The organism is Muricoccus vinaceus (assembly GCF_042433125.1).
GTDB classification, from domain to species: domain Bacteria; phylum Pseudomonadota; class Alphaproteobacteria; order Acetobacterales; family Acetobacteraceae; genus Roseomonas; species Roseomonas vinacea.
Map to the genome: position 1 here is coordinate 104976 of NZ_JBHLVZ010000060.1, position 16915 is coordinate 121890.

Here is a 16915-nt window from a genome sequence, read left to right on the forward strand (position 1 = left end):
CCGCCCTCAGGCCGCGGGCGGCGTCAGGCGGCCTTGCCCGGGGCATCGGGCGTGGCGGGGCGGCCGAACAGGGCTTCCACCAGAAGCACGCCAACGCCCAGCACGATGGCGGCATCGGCCACGTTGAACACGTACCAGTGCCAGCCCCAGCCATGGGCATCCACGAAATCGACCACGGCCCCGAAGCGCAGCCGGTCGATCAGGTTGCCCACCGCGCCGCCCACGATGGCGCCGAGCGCGAGAGCGGTGCGCCGCGTCTCGGCCTGGGCCATCCAGCGGATCAGGAAGGCCGCGATCACCGCCGCCAGCGCCGCCAGCGCCCAGCCGTGCCAGGGCGCGCTGCCCGAAAGCAGGCCGAAGGTGACGCCGCGGTTCCACACCATGGTGAGGTTCAGGCCCAGGGGGCCAGCGGTGAACAGCTCCACGCTGCGGCGGGTGGGGAGGTCGAAGCCCTCCAGGATCCACCACTTGCTCGCCTGGTCGGCGATGAGCACGAACAGGCCGAGGAGAAGACCGCGGCGCAGGTTGAGGCCTGGGTGAACGACGCTCATCAGGCGACCGCGCCTTCGCAGCGCAGGCACAGCGTGGGGTGGGCGGCGCTGCGCCCGACCTCGGGCAGGACACGCCAGCAGCGGTCGCACTTGTTGCCCGCCGCGGGGGCGAAGCGCACGGCGGCCTCGCCCTCGGTGTCCACGCCCTCGCCCTCGGGCGGGCTGCCCAGGAGGGTGAGGTCGGAGGTGATGCAGAGCTCCGCCCAGGGCAGGTCCGCGAGGCCGGCCTGGGCGCTGCCCAGGTAAAGGTCCGGCGCCGCCTGGAGGGAGCTGCCGATCGTGCCGGCGGCCCTCGCCTTCTCCAGCGCGCCGGTGACCAGGCCGCGCACCGCGCGCACGCGGGACCAGCGCTCGGCCAGCGCATCGTCCCGCCATTCCGCGGGCACCTCGAAGAAGGTCCCCATGTGCACGCTGTCCGCGCCCTCGCCGAAGCGGGCGAGCCAGGCCTCCTCCGCCGTGAACACCAGCACGGGGGCCAGCCAGGTGCAGAGGCAGCGGTGCAGCACGTCGATCACGGTGCGCGCGGCGCGGCGGCGCGGGTCGTCCGCGCGGTCGCAGTAGAGGCTGTCCTTGCGGATGTCGAAGAGGAAGGCCGAAAGGTCGGAGGCGCAGAAGTTGTGGATCTCCGGCATCACGCCGGACCAGTCGTAGTCGCTGGCCGCTCGGCGGAGGCGGGCGTCGATGGTGGCCACGCGGTGCAGGATGTAGCGCTCCAGCTCGGGCAGCTCGGCATGGCCGACCTTCTCCTCGTCGGTGAAGCCGTCGAGGTTGCCCAGCAGCCAGCGCAGCGTGTTGCGGATGCGCCGGTAGAGTTCCGCCTGCTGGCCGAGGATGGTCTTGCCGATGCGCAGGTCGTCCGCGAAGTCGGAGTTCATCACCCAGAGCCGCAGGATGTCGGCGCCGTAGTCCTTCATCACCTCCTGCGGGGCGGTGACGTTGCCGAGCGACTTCGACATCTTCCGCCCGGATTCATCGAGCACGAAGCCGTGGGTGAGGATCGCCTTGAAGGGCGCCATGTCCCGCGTGCCGATGGATTCCAGCAGCGAGGAATGGAACCAGCCGCGATGCTGGTCGGAACCCTCGAGGTAGAGGTCGGCCGGGAAGGGCAGGCCGTGGTCGGGCAGGCAGAAGGCGTGGGTCGAGCCGCTCTCGAACCACACGTCCACGATGTCCATGACCTGCTCGTAGTCGTCCGGGTTCCTCTCGTTGCCGAGGAAGCGGGCGGCGGCGCCGGGCTGGTACCAGGCATCGGCCCCTTCCTCGCGGAAGGCCTGGAGGATGCGCTCCATCACGGCTGGGTCGCGCAGCGGCTCGCCGCTCCGCTTCTCCACGAACACGGCGATCGGCACGCCCCAGGCGCGCTGGCGGGAGATGCACCAGTCCGGCCGCGCGGCGACCATGGAGCCGATGCGGTTGCGGCCCAGGTCCGGCACGAAATGGGTGTTGGCGATGGCCTCCAGCGCCTTGGCGCGGATCTGGTTCCCGTCGTCCATCGCGATGAACCACTGCGGCGTCGCGCGGAAGATGACGGGCTTCTTGCTGCGCCAGGAATGCGGGTAGCTGTGGCGGAGGCTGCCCTTGGCCGCCAGCGTGCCCATGCTTTCCAGCGCGGCCCAGACAGCGTCGTGCGCCTTGAAGACGTGCAGGCCGGTGAAACCCGGGGTCTGCACGGAATAGGTGCCGTCGTCGTTCACCGTCTCCGGCACGGGCAGGCCGAAGGCGCGGCCGAGCGCGAAGTCGTCCTCCCCATGGCCGGGGGCGATGTGGACGAAGCCCGTGCCTGCATCGGCGGTGACGAAGTCGCCGGGGAGCAGCGGCACGTCGAAGTCGTAGCCCCCCTCGGCGGGCGCCCAGCCGCGGAGAGGGTGGGCGAGCACCGTGCCCGTCAGCTCCGCGCCCTTGAACACGCGCTTGAGCGAGTGGGCGGCGAGGCCGGCCTCCTTCTCGAAGGCCGGCAGGAGGGGGAGGGCGATCAGCAGGTTGTCGCCGGTCGCGAGCAGCGAGCCTTCGGCGATCCCGTCCACATGCACCAGCGCGTAGTCGATCTCCTCGCCGAAGGCGACGGCGCGGTTGCCGGGGATGGTCCAGGGCGTGGTGGTCCAGATCACCACGCGCGCGCCCGCGAGCTCCGGCAGCGAGGGCTTCACCACCGGGAAGGCGGCGTGCAGCGTCGGGCTGGTGACGTCGTGGTACTCGATCTCGGCATCCGCCAGCGCGGTCTTCTCGACCGGGCTCCACATCACCGGGCGCAGGCCGCGGTAGAGCGAGCCGTTCATCAGGAACCGCCCGATCTCCTCGGCGATCACCGCCTCGGAGGTGAAGTCCATGGTGGCGTAGCGGTTCTCCCAGTCGCCGAGCACGCCCAGGCGCTGGAACTCGGCGGACTGGATGCCCAGCCAGTGGCGGGCATATTCCCGGCACTCCGCGCGGAACTCGAGAACGGGGACGCTGTCCTTGTCCTGCTTCTTGGCGCGGTACTGTTCCTCGACCTTCCACTCGATCGGCAGGCCATGGCAGTCCCAGCCCGGGACGTAGTCGGCGTCGCGGCCCGACATCTGGGCGGCGCGGTTGATCACGTCCTTCAGGATCTTGTTCAGCGCGTGGCCGATGTGCAGCGGGCCGTTCGCGTAGGGCGGGCCGTCGTGGAGCACGAACTTGGTCAGGCCGCGGGAGAGCTCGCGGAGCTGTCCCCGCAGGTCCTGGGCCTTCCAGCGGGCCAGCGTCGCGGGCTCGCGCCTGGGCAGGTCGCCGCGCATGGGGAAGGGGGTTTTCGGCAGGAAGACGGTGCCGCGGTAGTCGCGGGCGGGCTTCGCTTGCGTGTCGTCCGGGGCGGGGGCGTCGGTCATGGATGATCCGGGGGCTTGGGCGGCGCCGGCCGGGTTCGGCGGGGCGCGCGGCGAAGGGGCAGGCGCTGCGGTTCCCCGGCCCTCAGGCGAGGACCGGGCCGGGAATTCGACGGGCAATTCGCGCGCGAAGGCGGGCGCAGGGCAGCCTGGGAAGCATGGCGACCATATGCGGAGGCGGCGCGGGCCGGGTCAAGCGAGGCGCACCAGCCCCGCGGCGGGCGCGGGGCCATTGCGGCCACGAAGCGGTGCGGGGGAGGGAACCCGCCTCCGCACGGGCCGGGGCCCGGCGCCCCACCCCCGGCGGGCGGCGCCAGGCGAGCCGGGCCTTACGCCTCCGGCGTGTCCTCGGCCACTTCCCCCGGCACCACGTCCCGGAGGTAGGGCTCCACCTTGCCCTGGAGCTTCATGGTCATGGGCTTGCCGTTCCGGTCCACCGCCTTGCCCACGGAAAGCCGCACCCAGCCCTCGCTGACGCAGTATTCCTCGACGTTGTTCTTTTCCACGCCCTTGAAGCGGATGCCCACGCCCCGCTCCAGCAGGGCGGCGTCGAAGAAGGGGCTCTTCGGGTCGGTGGACAGGCGGTCGGGCAGGGTGTCGGTCATCGGGCGTGCTTTCGAACGGCAGGTCCGGGGGTGTTAGCGAAGCGCGGGCCGGGAGTCCAAGCCCCGGGGCATGGCGGCGCCATCAACCCCGCTCAAAGGCGGGCTCGTATTCCGGCAGTTCCGGCGGGTCGGGGGTGGTCGGGTCCAGTTCCACCCCCAGGCGGGCATAGAGATCGGCCAGGCGCCGCTCATAGGCGGCGGCGCTGAACACCGCCGCCTGCCGCCGCCCCGCCCAGGACAGGTGCCCGCGCAGGTCCTCGTCCGCGTCCAGCGCCCGGATGCCCTCCACCATGGCGCGGATGTCGTATGGGTTCACCTTCACGGCGGCGTCCCCCACCACCTCCGGCAGGGAGGAGGTGTTGGAGGTCAGCACGGGCGTGCCCAGGCTCATCGCCTCCAGCGCCGGCAGGCCAAAGCCCTCGTAGAGGGACGGGAAGAGCACGGCCTTGGCGCCGCGGATCAGGCTGACCAACAGGCGGAAGGGCGCGTAGTCCAGCAGGATGATCTTGCGCTTGGTGACCAGGCGCCCGTCCTCCTGGGCGATGTACTTGATGTGGTCGTCGAACAGGACCTTCAGCTCCTGCTCGCTCTTCCAGGCCTGCTTGCCCACGATCACCAGCGGCAGGTCGGATCCGGAGGCAAGAAAGGCCTCGATCATGCGGCCGACGTTCTTCTTCGGCTCGATCGCGCCGAAGAACATGAAGTAGCCCTTCCAGTCGAGGCCGAAGGAGCCGGCCACCTCGTCGCGCGCCAGGTTCTCGGGCTTGCTGGCGAATTGCGGCGGCAGTTCAACGGACTGGTAGGTGTTGGTCACCTTCTCCGGGTCGGCGCCCAGCAGGTTGATGATGTCGCGGCGCGACGCCTCGCTGACCGTGACGATGTGGTCGGCCTGTTCCAGCAGCTTCATGCACAGCCGGTGGTAGCGGCGCTTGTGGTCGAGCGTGGTGAAGGGCAGGCGCAGCGGCACGAGGTCGTGGAAGGTGTAGATGTTCTTCGCGCCGGGCATGCGGATCGGCAGCGGATAGGTCCAGTGCACCAGGGCGGGCGGAGGGCCGGGCGTGCGCACGGGCACCACGCGCTTGAGCAGCTTGAAGTGGTTGTGGGTGCGGACGAAAAGGTCTTCCGCGTTCCACAGCCGGTCGAAATGCGGCAGCCGGGCGGCATAGGTGTCGATCACCACCTGCCCCGTCACCGGCACCGCCGCCACCTGCTCGTTCACCCCGGCGAAAAGCATGCGGCGCACCTGCCGGAAGCGGCGCGTGCTGATCATCCGCTGGCTGGGATCGTCGAAGAAGGCGACCTCGCGCAGCAACGGCTTGAGCTTCGCGTTCACGGCGCGCCCGTAGAGAACCTCCACCTCCGCGCCCAGGCTGCCGAGCCGGTAGGAAAGGTTCCGGGCATAGGTCGAAACGCCGGTTCCCTGCTCCAGGGCGAGGTTGAAGCCGTCGATCAGAATTCTGGGGCGCATGGCCGCCATGCTAGCCCAGCTTCGCCCCTGCCGAAATGCGCCGGACCCGCGCGGGCCGCTGGTTTCCGTGGCCCCGGCGGGGCATGGTCCGGCACTGCGGACGATTTGGCGGGGGAGTGGCGCGGGGGTGACGGAGGCGGTGGCCGAGGACGGTTCCGATGCAGGCCGGCACGGATCAGAGGACCCCCCGGCGGAGGAGCCGGGCGTCCTGCTCGCGCGCGGGGACGCTGCCCGCGACGCCCGGCGCTGGCCCGAGGCCGCCTCCGCCTATGCCGCCTTTCTCCGCCTGCACCCCGACGACCGCGGCATCCTGGTCCAGCACGGCCACTGCCTGAAGGAGAGCGGCGATCCCGCCGCCGCGCTGGCGCTCTACCGGCGTGCGGAGGCCATGGACCCGGACGAGGCCGACATCCACCTGCAGGTCGGCCACGCGCTGAAGCTGCTGGGCCGGCGGGGCGCCGCGGCGGAGGCCTATGGCCGCGCCCTGCGGCTGGACCCGGCGGCCGGGGCCACCTGGGCGGAATGGCTCGGCACCATGGACAGCCTCCCCCCGCCCCGTGCGGCCGGGCCGCTGCTGGACCTTTCGGACCTCGTCGCCTGGTATGCCCACCGCCGGGCGCCGAGCGGCATCCAGCGCGTGCAGGCCGAGATCGCGGCGGCCGCCGGGGATGCCGTGCTCTGCGCCATGCACCCGGATGAGGGCGCCTGGCGTTTCCTGCCCTCGCCGCTGTTCCACCGCCTGCACCACCTGTCCCGGACCGGCGCCGACCCGGAGGCGCCGGACTGGCGGGAGGCCGTCGGGGTGCTGCTTTCGCTGCGCCGCAAGGGCCAGGCCTTGCGCGTCGGCGCGGGCGCCACGCTGATCACGCTGGGCAGCGCCTGGTGGCTGCCGCGCCACGCGACAGCCCTGCGGGGCGCGCGGGCGGCCGGGGCGCGGCATGTGCCGGTGCTGCATGACTGCGGCCCCCTGACTCTGCCCGAGCACGCCTCGCCGGGGCTGCGGGCGGAGTTCGGCCGCTGGTTCTCCGCCCTGCCGGTGCTGGCGGACGGCGTGATCGCCGTGTCCCGCGCGACCGCCGGGGAGTACCGCGAACTGATGGCGCGCCACCTGCCCGAATGGCCGGCGCCGCCGGCGGTGGTGGTGACGCCCGACGGCCGCGCCGCCGACCCGCCGGCGGAAACGGAGGTGCCACTCCCGGCCGGAGCCCAGCCCACGCGAGCCCTGGCCATCGGGCGCCGCCGCGCGGCCGCGCCGGGTGCGGGCCGGCCCACGCATCCGGACCTGCCGGAGGGCCCCTATGTCCTGATGGTCTCGAGCCTGGAGCCGCGGAAGAACCACCTCCTGGCTCTCCGCGCCTGGCGGATCCTTCTGGACCGGCGCGGAGAGGCCGGCACGCCGCGCCTGGTCCTCGTCGGGCGCCGCGCGGAGGGGGACGGGCCGGTGCTGGAAGCCCTGGCCGCCGACGCCGCGCTGGCCGCCCGTGTCAGCCTGCTGCACGGGGTGGATGACGGCGCGCTGGACCGGCTTTACCGCGGCTGCCTCTTCACCCTGTATCCCAGCCAGCACGAGGGCTGGGGCCTGCCCGTCTCGGAATCGCTTCTTCACCGCCGCGTGCCGCTGGTGTCGGAAATCCCCGCCCTGGCCGAGAGCGGCCGGCGGGGCGCGGTGTTCTTCACCCCCGGCAGCGCAGGCGACCTCGCCACCGTGGCGGAAGGGCTGGTCGCGGACCCCGCCCGGCTGGCCGCCGCCGCCGCGCGCATCCCGCGCCACGGCGGCCTGCGCCCCTGGGGGGAGGTTGCGGCGGAGCTTCTGGCTGCCGCCGCGCGCCTGGGTGCGGCGGCACCGCCGTGTCCCCTTCCGCCGCTGCCGGCCTGCCGCCCCGTCCGTATCGGCCATGGCGGCGTGCCCGGCCCCGCCCCCGCGCTCAGCCGGGCGGAGGCGCTCCTGCACGGCAGCAACTGGCATCCGGTGGAGGACTGGGGCGCCTGGACGCTTCCCGGGCGGGCCGTGCTGCGCCTGGCCGCGCCCGGGGAAGGGCCGGCGCGCGTCGCCCTCGCACTCCGGCCCGCGCCCGGCGCGCAGGGGCTTCTGCGGGTGAGCCTGGATCGGGAAGGCGCTGCGCCCGCCACGGCGGAATGCCCCGCCGGGACGACGGAGGAACTGGCGATCGAGGTCGGGGCGGGCGGCCCGGCGCTGCGCCTGGCCCTGGAAACCGAGGAGGGTTCCGCGCTCGCGGGCGAGCGGATGGTGGGCGTGGGCGTGGTGGCCGTGGCGGTGATGCGGGGCGCCTCGCCGGCCGACCGGCTGGCTTACCTGGAGAACCGCATCCTGGTGCCCGTCTCCTGAAGCGGGCGGAGCCGGGGGACGCGCCCCCGGCCCCTGGCCCTACTGGAACACCCGCGCGGCCAGCGCGGTCTGGTAGATCAGCTGGAACACGTCCCGCGTCACCTGGAACAGCTTGGGGTCCAGGCGGGGAAGGGCGATCAGCTCGTCGCCCGGACGGGGGCCGACGCGGGGTTCCAGCACGATCTCCCCGCTCGCGCGGCGGATCATGATGTTGGAGGCGTTGCCGCGCTGGGTGAAGCCGCCGGCCTGCTGGACGTAGTCCTCGATGCGCAGGTTGGGGCGCCACAGCACGGCCTGGGGCGTGGTCACCTCGCCGGCGATCATCACCGTCTCGCTGCGCTCGGGCACCACCACCGTGTCGCCGTCCTCGAGCCGCGTGTCGGTGCAGCGGCCGGTGCCGTCGGACACGACGAGGCGCCCTTCCGGCTGGATGCGCCGCGCGCGGGCGATGTACTGCGAGACGAGCTGCGCCTCGCTCGCGCGGATCTCGGCCACGCCCGTGGTGGAGGACGAGGCGTTGAAGAGCTGCCGCTCCAGCCGGTCCAGCGTCTCGTTGATGGTGCGCATCTGCTGCGCGGCAAGCCGCGGGCGCAGCAGGAAGACCGACTGCGTGTCCGCCATGGTCGGGTCCACCGCCACGTGGTCGAGCAGCTGGCACAGGCCGATGTCGCGGTCCGCGATCAGCACGGAGGGGCCGATGCGGCTGCCCTCGATGGTCACGCGGATGGTCTGGGCCGGGGCGTCCGTGATGAAGCTGGCCACGTCCTGGTCCAGCAGCGAGATGCGGCGGAGTTCCGCGACCGTGGTGTAGCGCGACCAGGGCTGGCCGTTGCGGGTGCCGCGCACCACCACGTTGGTGGCGGAGGGCAGCGGTGCCGCGAGCTGCACCAGCTCCTCCCCCGGCATGGCGCGGCCGGGCACCTCGAAGAGGTAGTTGTTGCGGATCGCCCCGTCCACGCTCACCAGCGCGCCCTGCTTGGCGACCACGATGGTGTCGCCCTCGGCGAACAGGTGCGAGGGAAGGCGGCCGGTCAGCAGGAAGGGGTAGAGGTCCACGCGCTGCACGGTGCGGCCGCCGCGGCGGATCTCGATGTCGCGGAAGGAGCCGCGTGCGGGGTCCACCCCGCCGGCGCGCATGAGGTAGTCGATCACGCTTTCCATGCCGGTGCCGGTGTGGCGGCCGGGGGAGCGGACGAAGCCGGTGACGAAGACGCCGATCCGGTTGACGTTCAGCAGCACGGCATAGACCTGCACCTGCTGCGTGTAGATGCGCCGCACCTCGGCCTCGACCGCCGATTGCAGGCTGCCCGCGCTGGTGCCGGCGATGCGGATGGGGCCGATGCCCGGCAGGAACAGGTTGCCGTCCCCGTCCACGATCCCGATGGCCTCCGATTCCACCGCGCCCCAGACGCGGACGGACACGCGGTCGCCCACGGCGATGCGGTAGTTCGGGTTGGGCGCATCCGCGGGGGAAGGAGCGGCGCGGTTGAAGAGGCTCGCGCCGAACACCGCCGATGAGGGCCCGGAGCGGCGGCTGAGATCGCCCAGCGGGCCGCTGACCACGGGGCCGCCCTCCGCCTCCGTCGCGGTGCCCGCGCGGGAGGTCGTGGTGGCGCTGGGCAGCAGCGTGTCGGTTGCCTGCATCGGCGCGGCCTGGGCCAGCATGGGCCCGAGGCGGCCTGGAACGGGCTGGCCCAGCAGGTCGGCCGGCGATTGGGCCCGGGCCTGGGTGGTGGCCTGGGTCAGGGCAGCGGGCGAGGCGAGAAGCGTGGCGAGGAGCACCAGCATCCGGGCGGGCCGGCGCCTCGCCCCGGCCTGGTCCCGCATCGCCGCGGCCAGCGTGGTTCCGGTCTGCATCATGTTGGCCTGGGGTATCTCGTTCTGCTTGGTTCGGACAGGCATCCGGTCACGACGCATGTTCGCGGAAGCCGGCGAAGATCAGGGAGCCGATGCCGTAGATCACGAGCAGCACGGCCAGCAGGCTGCCGATGGTGAAGAAGGCCTTCGGATACTGCGCGCTTTCCGCCTCCTGCGGCTCGGTGATGCGGGCGACGTAGAGGTGCTGGCGGATCGCGTCGGCGCGGGCGGCTTCCAGGCTGGTGACGGCGGAGGCGAGCTGGCGGTCGGCGAACTCGCGCTCCAGCATCAGCCGCTCATACCCCGCGAGCTGCTGCGGCGCCGCCGCCGTGCCGGCCGTCAGGCGCTGGCGCTCGGCGCCGATCTGCACCTCCAGCGAGGCGATGCGGTTGCGCAGCACGGCCATCTGCGGGTTGTCCGCCCGCATGAAGGCGATCTTCTCCTGCAACTCGGCCCGCGTCTGGCTGAGGGCGGCCTCCAGCTTGGTCACGGCCTCCATGTTGGCCGCGATCTCGCGCGAGGGGTCGATGGCGCGGCCGTCCTGGCGGAAGGTGGTGAGGGCCTCGCGGGCGGCGATCACGCGCCGCTCGGCGATCTCCACCTCGCGCCGGGCGTCGCCCACCGCATCGCCGCGCTGGCGGTCGCTGATGCGGTTGACCAGGTTCTCGGAGGCGCGGAGCAGCGCCTCGGCCAGCAGGCGGGAATCCTCGGCGCGGAAGGTGCGGACCAGGACGGAGACGGTGCTGGATTCCGTGTCGTATTCGGACACCACCATGCGGCGGAAGTAGCGGGTCAGGCTCTCGATCGTCGGCTCGTCCGACCAGAGCCGGGCGACGAGGTCGGCCTCCGGCCGGCGCCAGATGGCCACCAGGTCCACCGACTTGCGCAACTCCCGCACGAGGTCCTGGGAACGGAGGAACTCCCTCACCGCCATGGAATCCTCGGGCACGGCCTTGAAGCCGGCACTGCCGAGCATGGCGCCGAGCGCGCCCATCGAGCCGCCGCCCGAGCTGGGCCCGCGCACGAAGAAGCGGGCCTCGCTGGCATACTGGTTGGCCGCGACGAGGCCGTAGTAGCCGACGGCCAGCGCGGTCGGCAGGGCGACCACCAGCAGCAGCCCGCGCCACCTGCGCAGCGTCCGCAGCAGCGCCGAGGGCCGCTTCGCCGGGCGGGAAACGCCCGGCGAAGCGGCGTCAAAGGCTTTGATAGACGGCGATACCTTCATCGAGATCCTCATACAGCTCAAGGAGGCCGTTCCGGAGCACGACGGCGGTGCGGCAGTACTGCCTGATGTGGTCGGCGAAGTGCGACACCATCAGGAGGGAGGCGTTGCCCAGGCGCTGCTCCAGCATGGCCTGGCAGCGCGCGACGAAGCGCTGGTCGCCGGCCGAGATGATCTCGTCCACGAGGTAGCAGTCGAACTTCACGGCGAAGGACAGGCCCATCAGCAGGCGGCCCATCATGCCCGCGGAATAGGTGCGCACCGGCTCGAAGAAGTACTGCCCGATCTCCGAGAAGTCCTGCACGAAGTCGAGCGTCTCGCGCACGTCCTGGCCGTAGATGCGGGCGATGAAGCGGGCGTTGTCGGCCCCCGACAGGCTGGCCTGGAGGCCGAAGCCCGAGCCGAGCGGCCAGGAGACGGACATTTCCCGCCGCACGCGGCCCTGGGTCGGCGTCTCCACGCCCGACATGACTCGCATCAGGGTGGACTTGCCCGCGCCGTTGCGGCCGAGGATGCCGACCGCGTCGCCGCGCTCGATCGTCGCGCTGATGCCGCGCAGGATGTCCCGCCGGCCGCCGCGCACGGGATAGGATTTCCAGACGTTCTCGAGGATCAGGGCCATGCGCTGCGATCCCCGCTCAGAAGATCTCGAGCTTGCGCCGTGCGCTCCTGAGGGCCGCGAGGCCGAGCAGGTTCACCACCAGGATCCAGCGGACGACGTATTCGAGGTCGAAGTAGGACGGGAAGGCGTTGCCGAACATGCCGTGGCGGATCGCCTCGTGGATGCTCACCAGCGGGTTCCACAGCAGCAGTTCCTGCAGGCTGGGCGGCAGCCAGGCCAGTGCGTAGAAGGCGCCCGAGAGCGGCATCGTCAGGTAGGTGATCGGGTGGATCACGCGGTCCAGCCCCTCCCAGCGCGACACGCCGGCCGCCAGCATCATCGAGAGGCCGTGGCACAGCAGGAACATCAGGAGCAGCGCGAGGAAGATGATCCCGACATCGGCGGGCCAGACTTCCGCCCACCAGGCCGACATGGCCATGATCAGCGCGATCACCCCGATCACGGAGGCGGCCTCCAGCAGGTTGCGGGCGATCATCACGTCGACCGGCGTGACCTGGCGGTGGAACAACAGGGTGAGGTTGGAGTGCAGCGCGCTGCCCGCGCGGTTCACCACCGAGCGGAACATGAAGAACGGCACGTAGCCGACGATGGAGAAGAGGAAGGGGTTCACCCCGCCCGGCATGCTCTTGCCGTGCGCGGAATGCATCAGCCCCACCATGGTGCCCAGCAGCAGCGGCTCGAAGAACAGCCAGAGGAAGCCGAGGTTGTGCCGCCCGAAGCGGGTCTGCATCTCGCGCATCAGAAGGGCGCCGATGACGCGCCCCTGGGTGGCCGGGCCTTCGATCAGCCAGTGCCGCCTGGCCCGCCGCTCCGGCGGCGCGGGAACGAAGACCCCGGCGCTCACGGGCGATAAACCGCGCCGCCGCGCAGCAGCGCCCGGGCCTGCACCCACCCCTGGGAGGGATCCTTGCAGTAGGTCGCCCCCGGTGCGCCACCGGGCATCGCGGAGGAGCCGAACTGGACCTCGCGGCATTCCCGGCCGGAGGCGGCGTTGTAGCCGCGCACCAGGCGGGCCGACACAGTGCGGCTGCCGTCGGCCATCACCACGGTTTCGGCCTGGCCGGGCTGCGCGCGGGCGGCGAAGGCCGCCACCGGGTCCGCCGGGCGGGCCGGCAGCACCACGCCCGTGGCGGGCGGCGGCGAAACGGGGGCGGCGCCGAGCCCCGCCGGGTTCCACCACTTCGGCTCGGCGACATTGGCCGAGCAGCCAGCCAGGAACACGAGGAGCGGGACGGCGGGAAGGTGCGCCGCCATGCGCCCCAGCCCGGAAACAAGCCGGGAAAGGCGCGCGGACCGGATTCCCGCCATCCGGTTGGCCGTGGCATGTATCATACGAGAAGTTTACCGCACCGCGTTGCAGCAGGCAAAAACTCCATGACGGCTTTCGACCATTCCGCCGCGCTGTTGCCGAATATCCTCTCACCCGCCTTTCTGGAACGCTGGCCGCACCTGCCGGCCTTCTGGCCGCCGGGCGTCGCAAACCTCACGAAAACCGCGCCGCGCTTCGGTTTGGCTCCGTTCGCGCCCCCAAGTTTCGGCGGGCGGGACATGCCCCCGCTGATCGTGACCGAGGTGCCCGGGTCCTTGGCGCCGGGCGAGGCCGAGGCCCTGGCCGCGATGATCGCAGAGCACCGCCTGGGCGGCCGGCCCGGCATGTCGGATCCCGGAACGGCATCGCTGGGCCTTGCCGGGGGTATGGCCCTGGTGATAGATCCTTGCGATTCAGTCTTGGCTTCTGCTTTCAGGTCGGCGCTTTCGGCGGCGCGGCGTTCAGGCCGCCCGGTGCTCGTCGCGCGCGACCCATTCGCTCATCCCGCCGCCCCGCTCCTGCTCGGCCCGTCCTCCCTTCCCCTGAAGCCTGGCGAGCAGTTGCTGCCGCAGCCGCTCTCGCCCTGGACCCTTCTCGACGCCGCCGCCTTCCTGCACGGCGCGAGCCCCTTCATGGCCGCCCTGGCCGAGGCCGCCCGCGTGCCGCACGACCGGCCGGGACAGCATCTCCTGCCCCTGCTGGCCCGCATCCGCGCGGCCGATCCCTTCCGCCGCCGCCCCTGCACCCGTGCGGAGGGCTTCGCCCTGCTGGCGGAATGGGCTGCGGCCGCGCGGGCGAACCGCGGCATCTCCGCGTGCATCGGCATCGCCCGCTGGAAGCGCCGGCAGGTCGCGGCGCTGCTGGCGCAGGAGACCGGCGCGCCGGAATTCACGAACAACGTCGCCCGCGCCCTCGGCCGCGCGCGGGCCGAGGGCGGTGCCATCGTCGCCTGGGCCGCCGCCAGCCCGGATCCCCTCGCCGCAACGATCCGCCGGCAGGGCGTGGAGCTGCGCCTCCTGGAGGACGGCTTCGTGCGCTCCCGCGGCCTGGGCGCGCGCTTCCTGCCGGGCGCCTCCTACAGCCTGGACGCGCGCGGCGCCCATTACGACCCGCGCCAGCCTTCCACGCTGGAGGCGATGCTCGCGGAGGGCGGCTTCGCGCCGGACCTCCTGGCGCGCGCCGCGGCGCTGCGCGCGGAGATCGTCCGGCGCGGCGTCTCCAAGTACAACCTCGCCGCCCGGGGCGAGCTGCCGGTGATCCCGGCGGGGCGTCGCGTGGTGCTGGTGCCGGGGCAGGTGGAGGACGACGCCTCGGTCCGCCTCGGCGGGGGCGCCATCCGCTCGAACCTCGCGCTGCTGCAGGCGGTGCGGAGGGCGGAGCCGGACGCCTTCATCCTCTACAAGCCGCATCCGGACCTCGAGGCCGGGTTCCGCCGCGGCCGGCTGCGCGCCGCCGACCTGGCGGGGCTCGCGGATTCGGTGGCGGCCGGCGTGCCTCTGCCGGCGCTGCTGCCCCATGTGGACGCGCTCCACACCCTGACCTCGCTGTCCGGCTTCGAGGCGCTTCTGCGCGGCGTTTCCGTCACCTGCTGGGGCCAGCCCTTCTATGCCGGCTGGGGCCTCACCGCCGATCGCGCGCCGCTGCCGCCCGGCCGGCGCGGCGTAGCCCGCTCCCTCGACGAGCTGGTGGCCGCCGCCCTGATCCTCTACCCCCGCTACGTCGATCCCGTGACGCTGCTGCCCTGTTCGCCCGAGGTGATGCTCGACCGGCTGGAGGACCCCTCCGCCTGGCGCATCTCGCCGCTGACGATCCATCGTGGCGTGGAAGGCTTCGTGCGCGGCGTGCTGGCACGGATCGGGAGGCGGCGATGAACGGAGCGTTCCGCGGCGGCATCATCATCTCCGGCGCCTCGCGCGGGCTGGGCGCGGCGTTGGCGCGCCGGCTCGCGACACCCGGGGTCACGCTGGGGCTGCTGGCGCGCGGCGAGGCCGGGCTGCGCGACACCGCCACCGTCTGCGCGGGGCGGGGCGCGGCCGTGCGTGTCGCGGCGCTCGACATCCGCGACGCCGCATCCGTCGCCCGCACCGTGCTGGACTGGGACGCGGCGGCGCCGAGCGCGCTGGTGATCGCCAATGCCGGCATCGCCGCGGGCCGCCGCCCGGACGGCACGGCGGAGGGCGTGGCCGATGTCGCGGCGCAGGTTGCGGTGAACCTCCTGGGCGCGGTGAACCTGGTCGGGCCGCTTCTTCCGGCCATGCGGGCGCGCCGGGCCGGGCGGATCGGGCTGGTGGCCTCGGTGGCGGCCTTCCGCGGCCTGCCCGACAGCCCCGGCTACTGCGCCTCCAAGGCCGGGCTCTGGGCCTGGGGAGAGGCGATCCGCGCCGATCTGCTCGGCAGCGGCGTGGGCGTCACGCTGGTCGCGCCGGGCTTCTTCAACAGCGACATGGGCCGGGCCTGGCAGGGGGCACGCCCCTTCTCCCTCTCGGCGGAGGGGGCGGCGGCGCGGATCGAGCGCGCCTTGCGGGCAGGGCGGCCGAGCTGCGTCTTTCCGCTTCCCCTTGCGCTCGGGCTGCGCGCGCTTTCCCTGCTGCCGGCGCCGCTGGCGGACCGCGCGGCGGGGCTGCTGCGCTTCCGGATCGCGGCGCCCCCGGCCGATCAGTCCGGAAGCTGATCCAGCACGGGCCGGTTGATCAGGCCGTGGTGCAGCCGGTGCACGGCTGCGGACACCGCCACATCCAGGCCGGGGCGCGCGTAATAGGCGCCGCGCACGTGCAGGCAGTGGGCGATGCCCCGGAGAAAGGCCTCGCGCAGCGCGGGGTCGGGCGGCCGTCCCTCCGACCAGAAGCTGTCCAGCGTGCCCGCATGGGTAAGGCCCGGAACCTTGTAGAGCGCATCGCCCAGCGCCAGCGTCGGCAGGCGGTCCACGATGGCGCGGAGGCCCACCGTGCTGTTGATGGTGACGACGCCCTGCACGCTCTCGGTGATGTCGCCCAGGTTGCCGCCGCCGAGATAATGCACGCGGCCTGGCACGCCCGCCCGGCGCGCGATGCCGTTCACCCGCCGGTGCCAGTTCTTCACCGCCGGATCCAGCGGATGCACCTTCACCAGCAACTGCGCGCCGGCAGGCGCGTGGGCGGCGAAGGACCGCGTCACCTCCTCGATCGCCGTGTCGAGATCCGGGTAGTGCGAGTACGCGCGGACGGAGAAATCGGTCTCCATCTGCATGGCCATCAGGAAGAGCGGCCCGCCCTGCCGCTTGAGCGCGGCGATGATGCCGTCCGCCCGCCGGTTGGCCCGCCGCCGCGTGACGATGCGGAACAGCGTGCCGAGATAGACCTGCACGGGGTGATAGATCTGGTGGCTGTCGTAATGCCGGAAGAAGCCGGGGATCAGCGACACCAGGTGGTAGGCCACGTCCCAGGCGGCCTGGTTGAGGAAGCTGTCCCGGTGCCGCACCGCGAGGTCGGGCGGCGGCAGGTTCTCGGCCAGGGCGAGGATGGCCCCGGGCTCGCGCGGGAACCGGCTTTCCCGGTTCATGCCGTCGCGTTCCAGGGTGATCCAGTCGGGTCGGAGGTAGCCGAAATCGGTGGCGACCACCCCGACGCCCCGCGCATGGGCCGCCGCGATGGCCTCCCGGTGGTAGAAGCGCTGCTCGCCCAGCAGCACCATGTCCGTGACCGCGTGCCGGTCCAGGAAGGCGGCGATGAAGGCCGGCCACTCGGCGGGCCGTTCCGTGAAGTCCACCGAGCCCGGTCCGCGCCAGATCAGCTTGTCGCCCAGGCAGAGATTGATCCGGTGCACCGCGTGGCCGAGGCGGCGCAGGCCGGCGCCGACCTCGTCGAAGAACGGGGTGATCGGTCCCTGCAGAAACAGGAAACGCCTCTGGCCCGCGGTGCTATCGGGTTCCTGTGGCACAGGCCACCCTTATGCGCCGGGCGCGGGCGCGACAATCCTTCCGCGGGCCTTGCGCGGGCCTTGCGCGGGCGACCGCATCGGCAACGCGCGCGGGGCGCTGCCCGGCACGACCGCCTGTTTACGTGGACTCGGCGGCGCTTTTCCGAGTTTCGTGCCCCCGCACTGCCTGGTCGGGG

13 protein-coding genes are annotated in these 16915 nt (G+C 72.6%); 3 read left to right on the forward strand and 10 right to left on the reverse strand.

The window, feature by feature from the left end; all coding sequences use genetic code 11:
- Positions 1-23: 23 nt before the first annotated feature.
- The 4 genes from lspA to ACFFIC_RS17865 all read right to left on the reverse strand — a co-directional run bounded on the left by lspA (position 24) and on the right by ACFFIC_RS17865 (position 5467).
- On the reverse strand, positions 24-551 hold the full coding sequence (lspA, locus tag ACFFIC_RS17850) for a signal peptidase II (RefSeq protein WP_377052786.1): 528 nt from the start codon (positions 549-551) through the stop codon (positions 24-26).
- Positions 551-3397: an isoleucine--tRNA ligase gene (ileS, locus tag ACFFIC_RS17855; protein ID WP_377052788.1), complete on the reverse strand. Its 2847-nt coding sequence runs from the start codon at positions 3395-3397 to the stop codon at positions 551-553. Before ileS ends, lspA begins: the two co-directional genes overlap by 1 nt.
- Positions 3398-3723: 326 nt before the next feature.
- Entirely contained in the window at positions 3724-3999 is a 276-nt protein-coding gene (locus tag ACFFIC_RS17860; protein WP_377052790.1) for a DUF3297 family protein, read from the reverse strand.
- A gap of 82 nt (positions 4000-4081) precedes the next feature.
- A complete protein-coding gene (locus ACFFIC_RS17865; protein WP_377052792.1) occupies positions 4082-5467 on the reverse strand; it encodes a glycosyltransferase family 4 protein in 1386 nt (461 codons plus the stop codon).
- Here ACFFIC_RS17865 and ACFFIC_RS17870 point away from each other — a divergent pair.
- Positions 5466-7814, forward strand: a complete 2349-nt coding sequence (locus tag ACFFIC_RS17870; RefSeq protein WP_377052794.1) for a glycosyltransferase — start codon at positions 5466-5468, stop codon at positions 7812-7814. The two genes, ACFFIC_RS17865 and ACFFIC_RS17870, sit on opposite strands and share 2 nt — an antisense overlap.
- A gap of 39 nt (positions 7815-7853) precedes the next feature.
- On the opposite strand, the gene ACFFIC_RS17875 is transcribed toward ACFFIC_RS17870, so the two are convergent.
- Genes ACFFIC_RS17875 through ACFFIC_RS17895 form a run of 5 tightly spaced genes read right to left on the reverse strand, consistent with a single transcriptional unit; the run spans position 7854 to position 12769 of the window.
- Complete coding sequence (locus ACFFIC_RS17875) at positions 7854-9716, reverse strand: polysaccharide biosynthesis/export family protein (protein ID WP_377052796.1); 1863 nt, start codon at positions 9714-9716, stop codon at positions 7854-7856.
- A 4-nt stretch (positions 9717-9720) separates the two neighbouring features.
- The gene (locus tag ACFFIC_RS17880; RefSeq protein ID WP_377052798.1) at positions 9721-10896 is read right to left on the reverse strand and encodes a capsule biosynthesis protein; all 1176 of its coding nucleotides are present in this window, start codon (positions 10894-10896) and stop codon (positions 9721-9723) included.
- Positions 10865-11515, reverse strand: coding sequence for an ABC transporter ATP-binding protein (locus tag ACFFIC_RS17885; RefSeq protein WP_377052800.1), 651 nt, complete (start codon positions 11513-11515; stop codon positions 10865-10867). The genes ACFFIC_RS17880 and ACFFIC_RS17885 overlap by 32 nt, the downstream gene beginning before the upstream one ends.
- A gap of 16 nt (positions 11516-11531) precedes the next feature.
- Positions 11532-12359, reverse strand: a complete 828-nt coding sequence (locus tag ACFFIC_RS17890) for an ABC transporter permease (protein ID WP_377052802.1) — start codon at positions 12357-12359, stop codon at positions 11532-11534.
- A complete protein-coding gene (locus tag ACFFIC_RS17895) occupies positions 12356-12769 on the reverse strand; it encodes a hypothetical protein (RefSeq protein WP_377052804.1) in 414 nt (137 codons plus the stop codon). The genes ACFFIC_RS17890 and ACFFIC_RS17895 overlap by 4 nt, the downstream gene beginning before the upstream one ends.
- A 120-nt stretch (positions 12770-12889) precedes the next feature.
- Here ACFFIC_RS17895 and ACFFIC_RS17900 point away from each other — a divergent pair, with 120 nt between their 5' ends.
- Together ACFFIC_RS17900 and ACFFIC_RS17905 are read left to right on the forward strand one after the other, a co-directional pair.
- Positions 12890-14695, forward strand: coding sequence for a capsular polysaccharide export protein, LipB/KpsS family (locus ACFFIC_RS17900; protein WP_377052806.1), 1806 nt, complete (start codon positions 12890-12892; stop codon positions 14693-14695).
- Entirely contained in the window at positions 14692-15495 is an 804-nt protein-coding gene (locus tag ACFFIC_RS17905; protein ID WP_377052808.1) for an SDR family NAD(P)-dependent oxidoreductase, read from the forward strand. The genes ACFFIC_RS17900 and ACFFIC_RS17905 overlap by 4 nt, the downstream gene beginning before the upstream one ends.
- Here ACFFIC_RS17905 and ACFFIC_RS17910 read toward each other — a convergent pair.
- Positions 15480-16739 (reverse strand): capsule biosynthesis protein, encoded by a 1260-nt coding sequence (locus tag ACFFIC_RS17910; RefSeq protein ID WP_377052810.1) that lies wholly within the window; start codon positions 16737-16739, stop codon positions 15480-15482. The genes ACFFIC_RS17905 and ACFFIC_RS17910 overlap by 16 nt on opposite strands.
- Positions 16740-16915 lie beyond the last annotated feature (176 nt).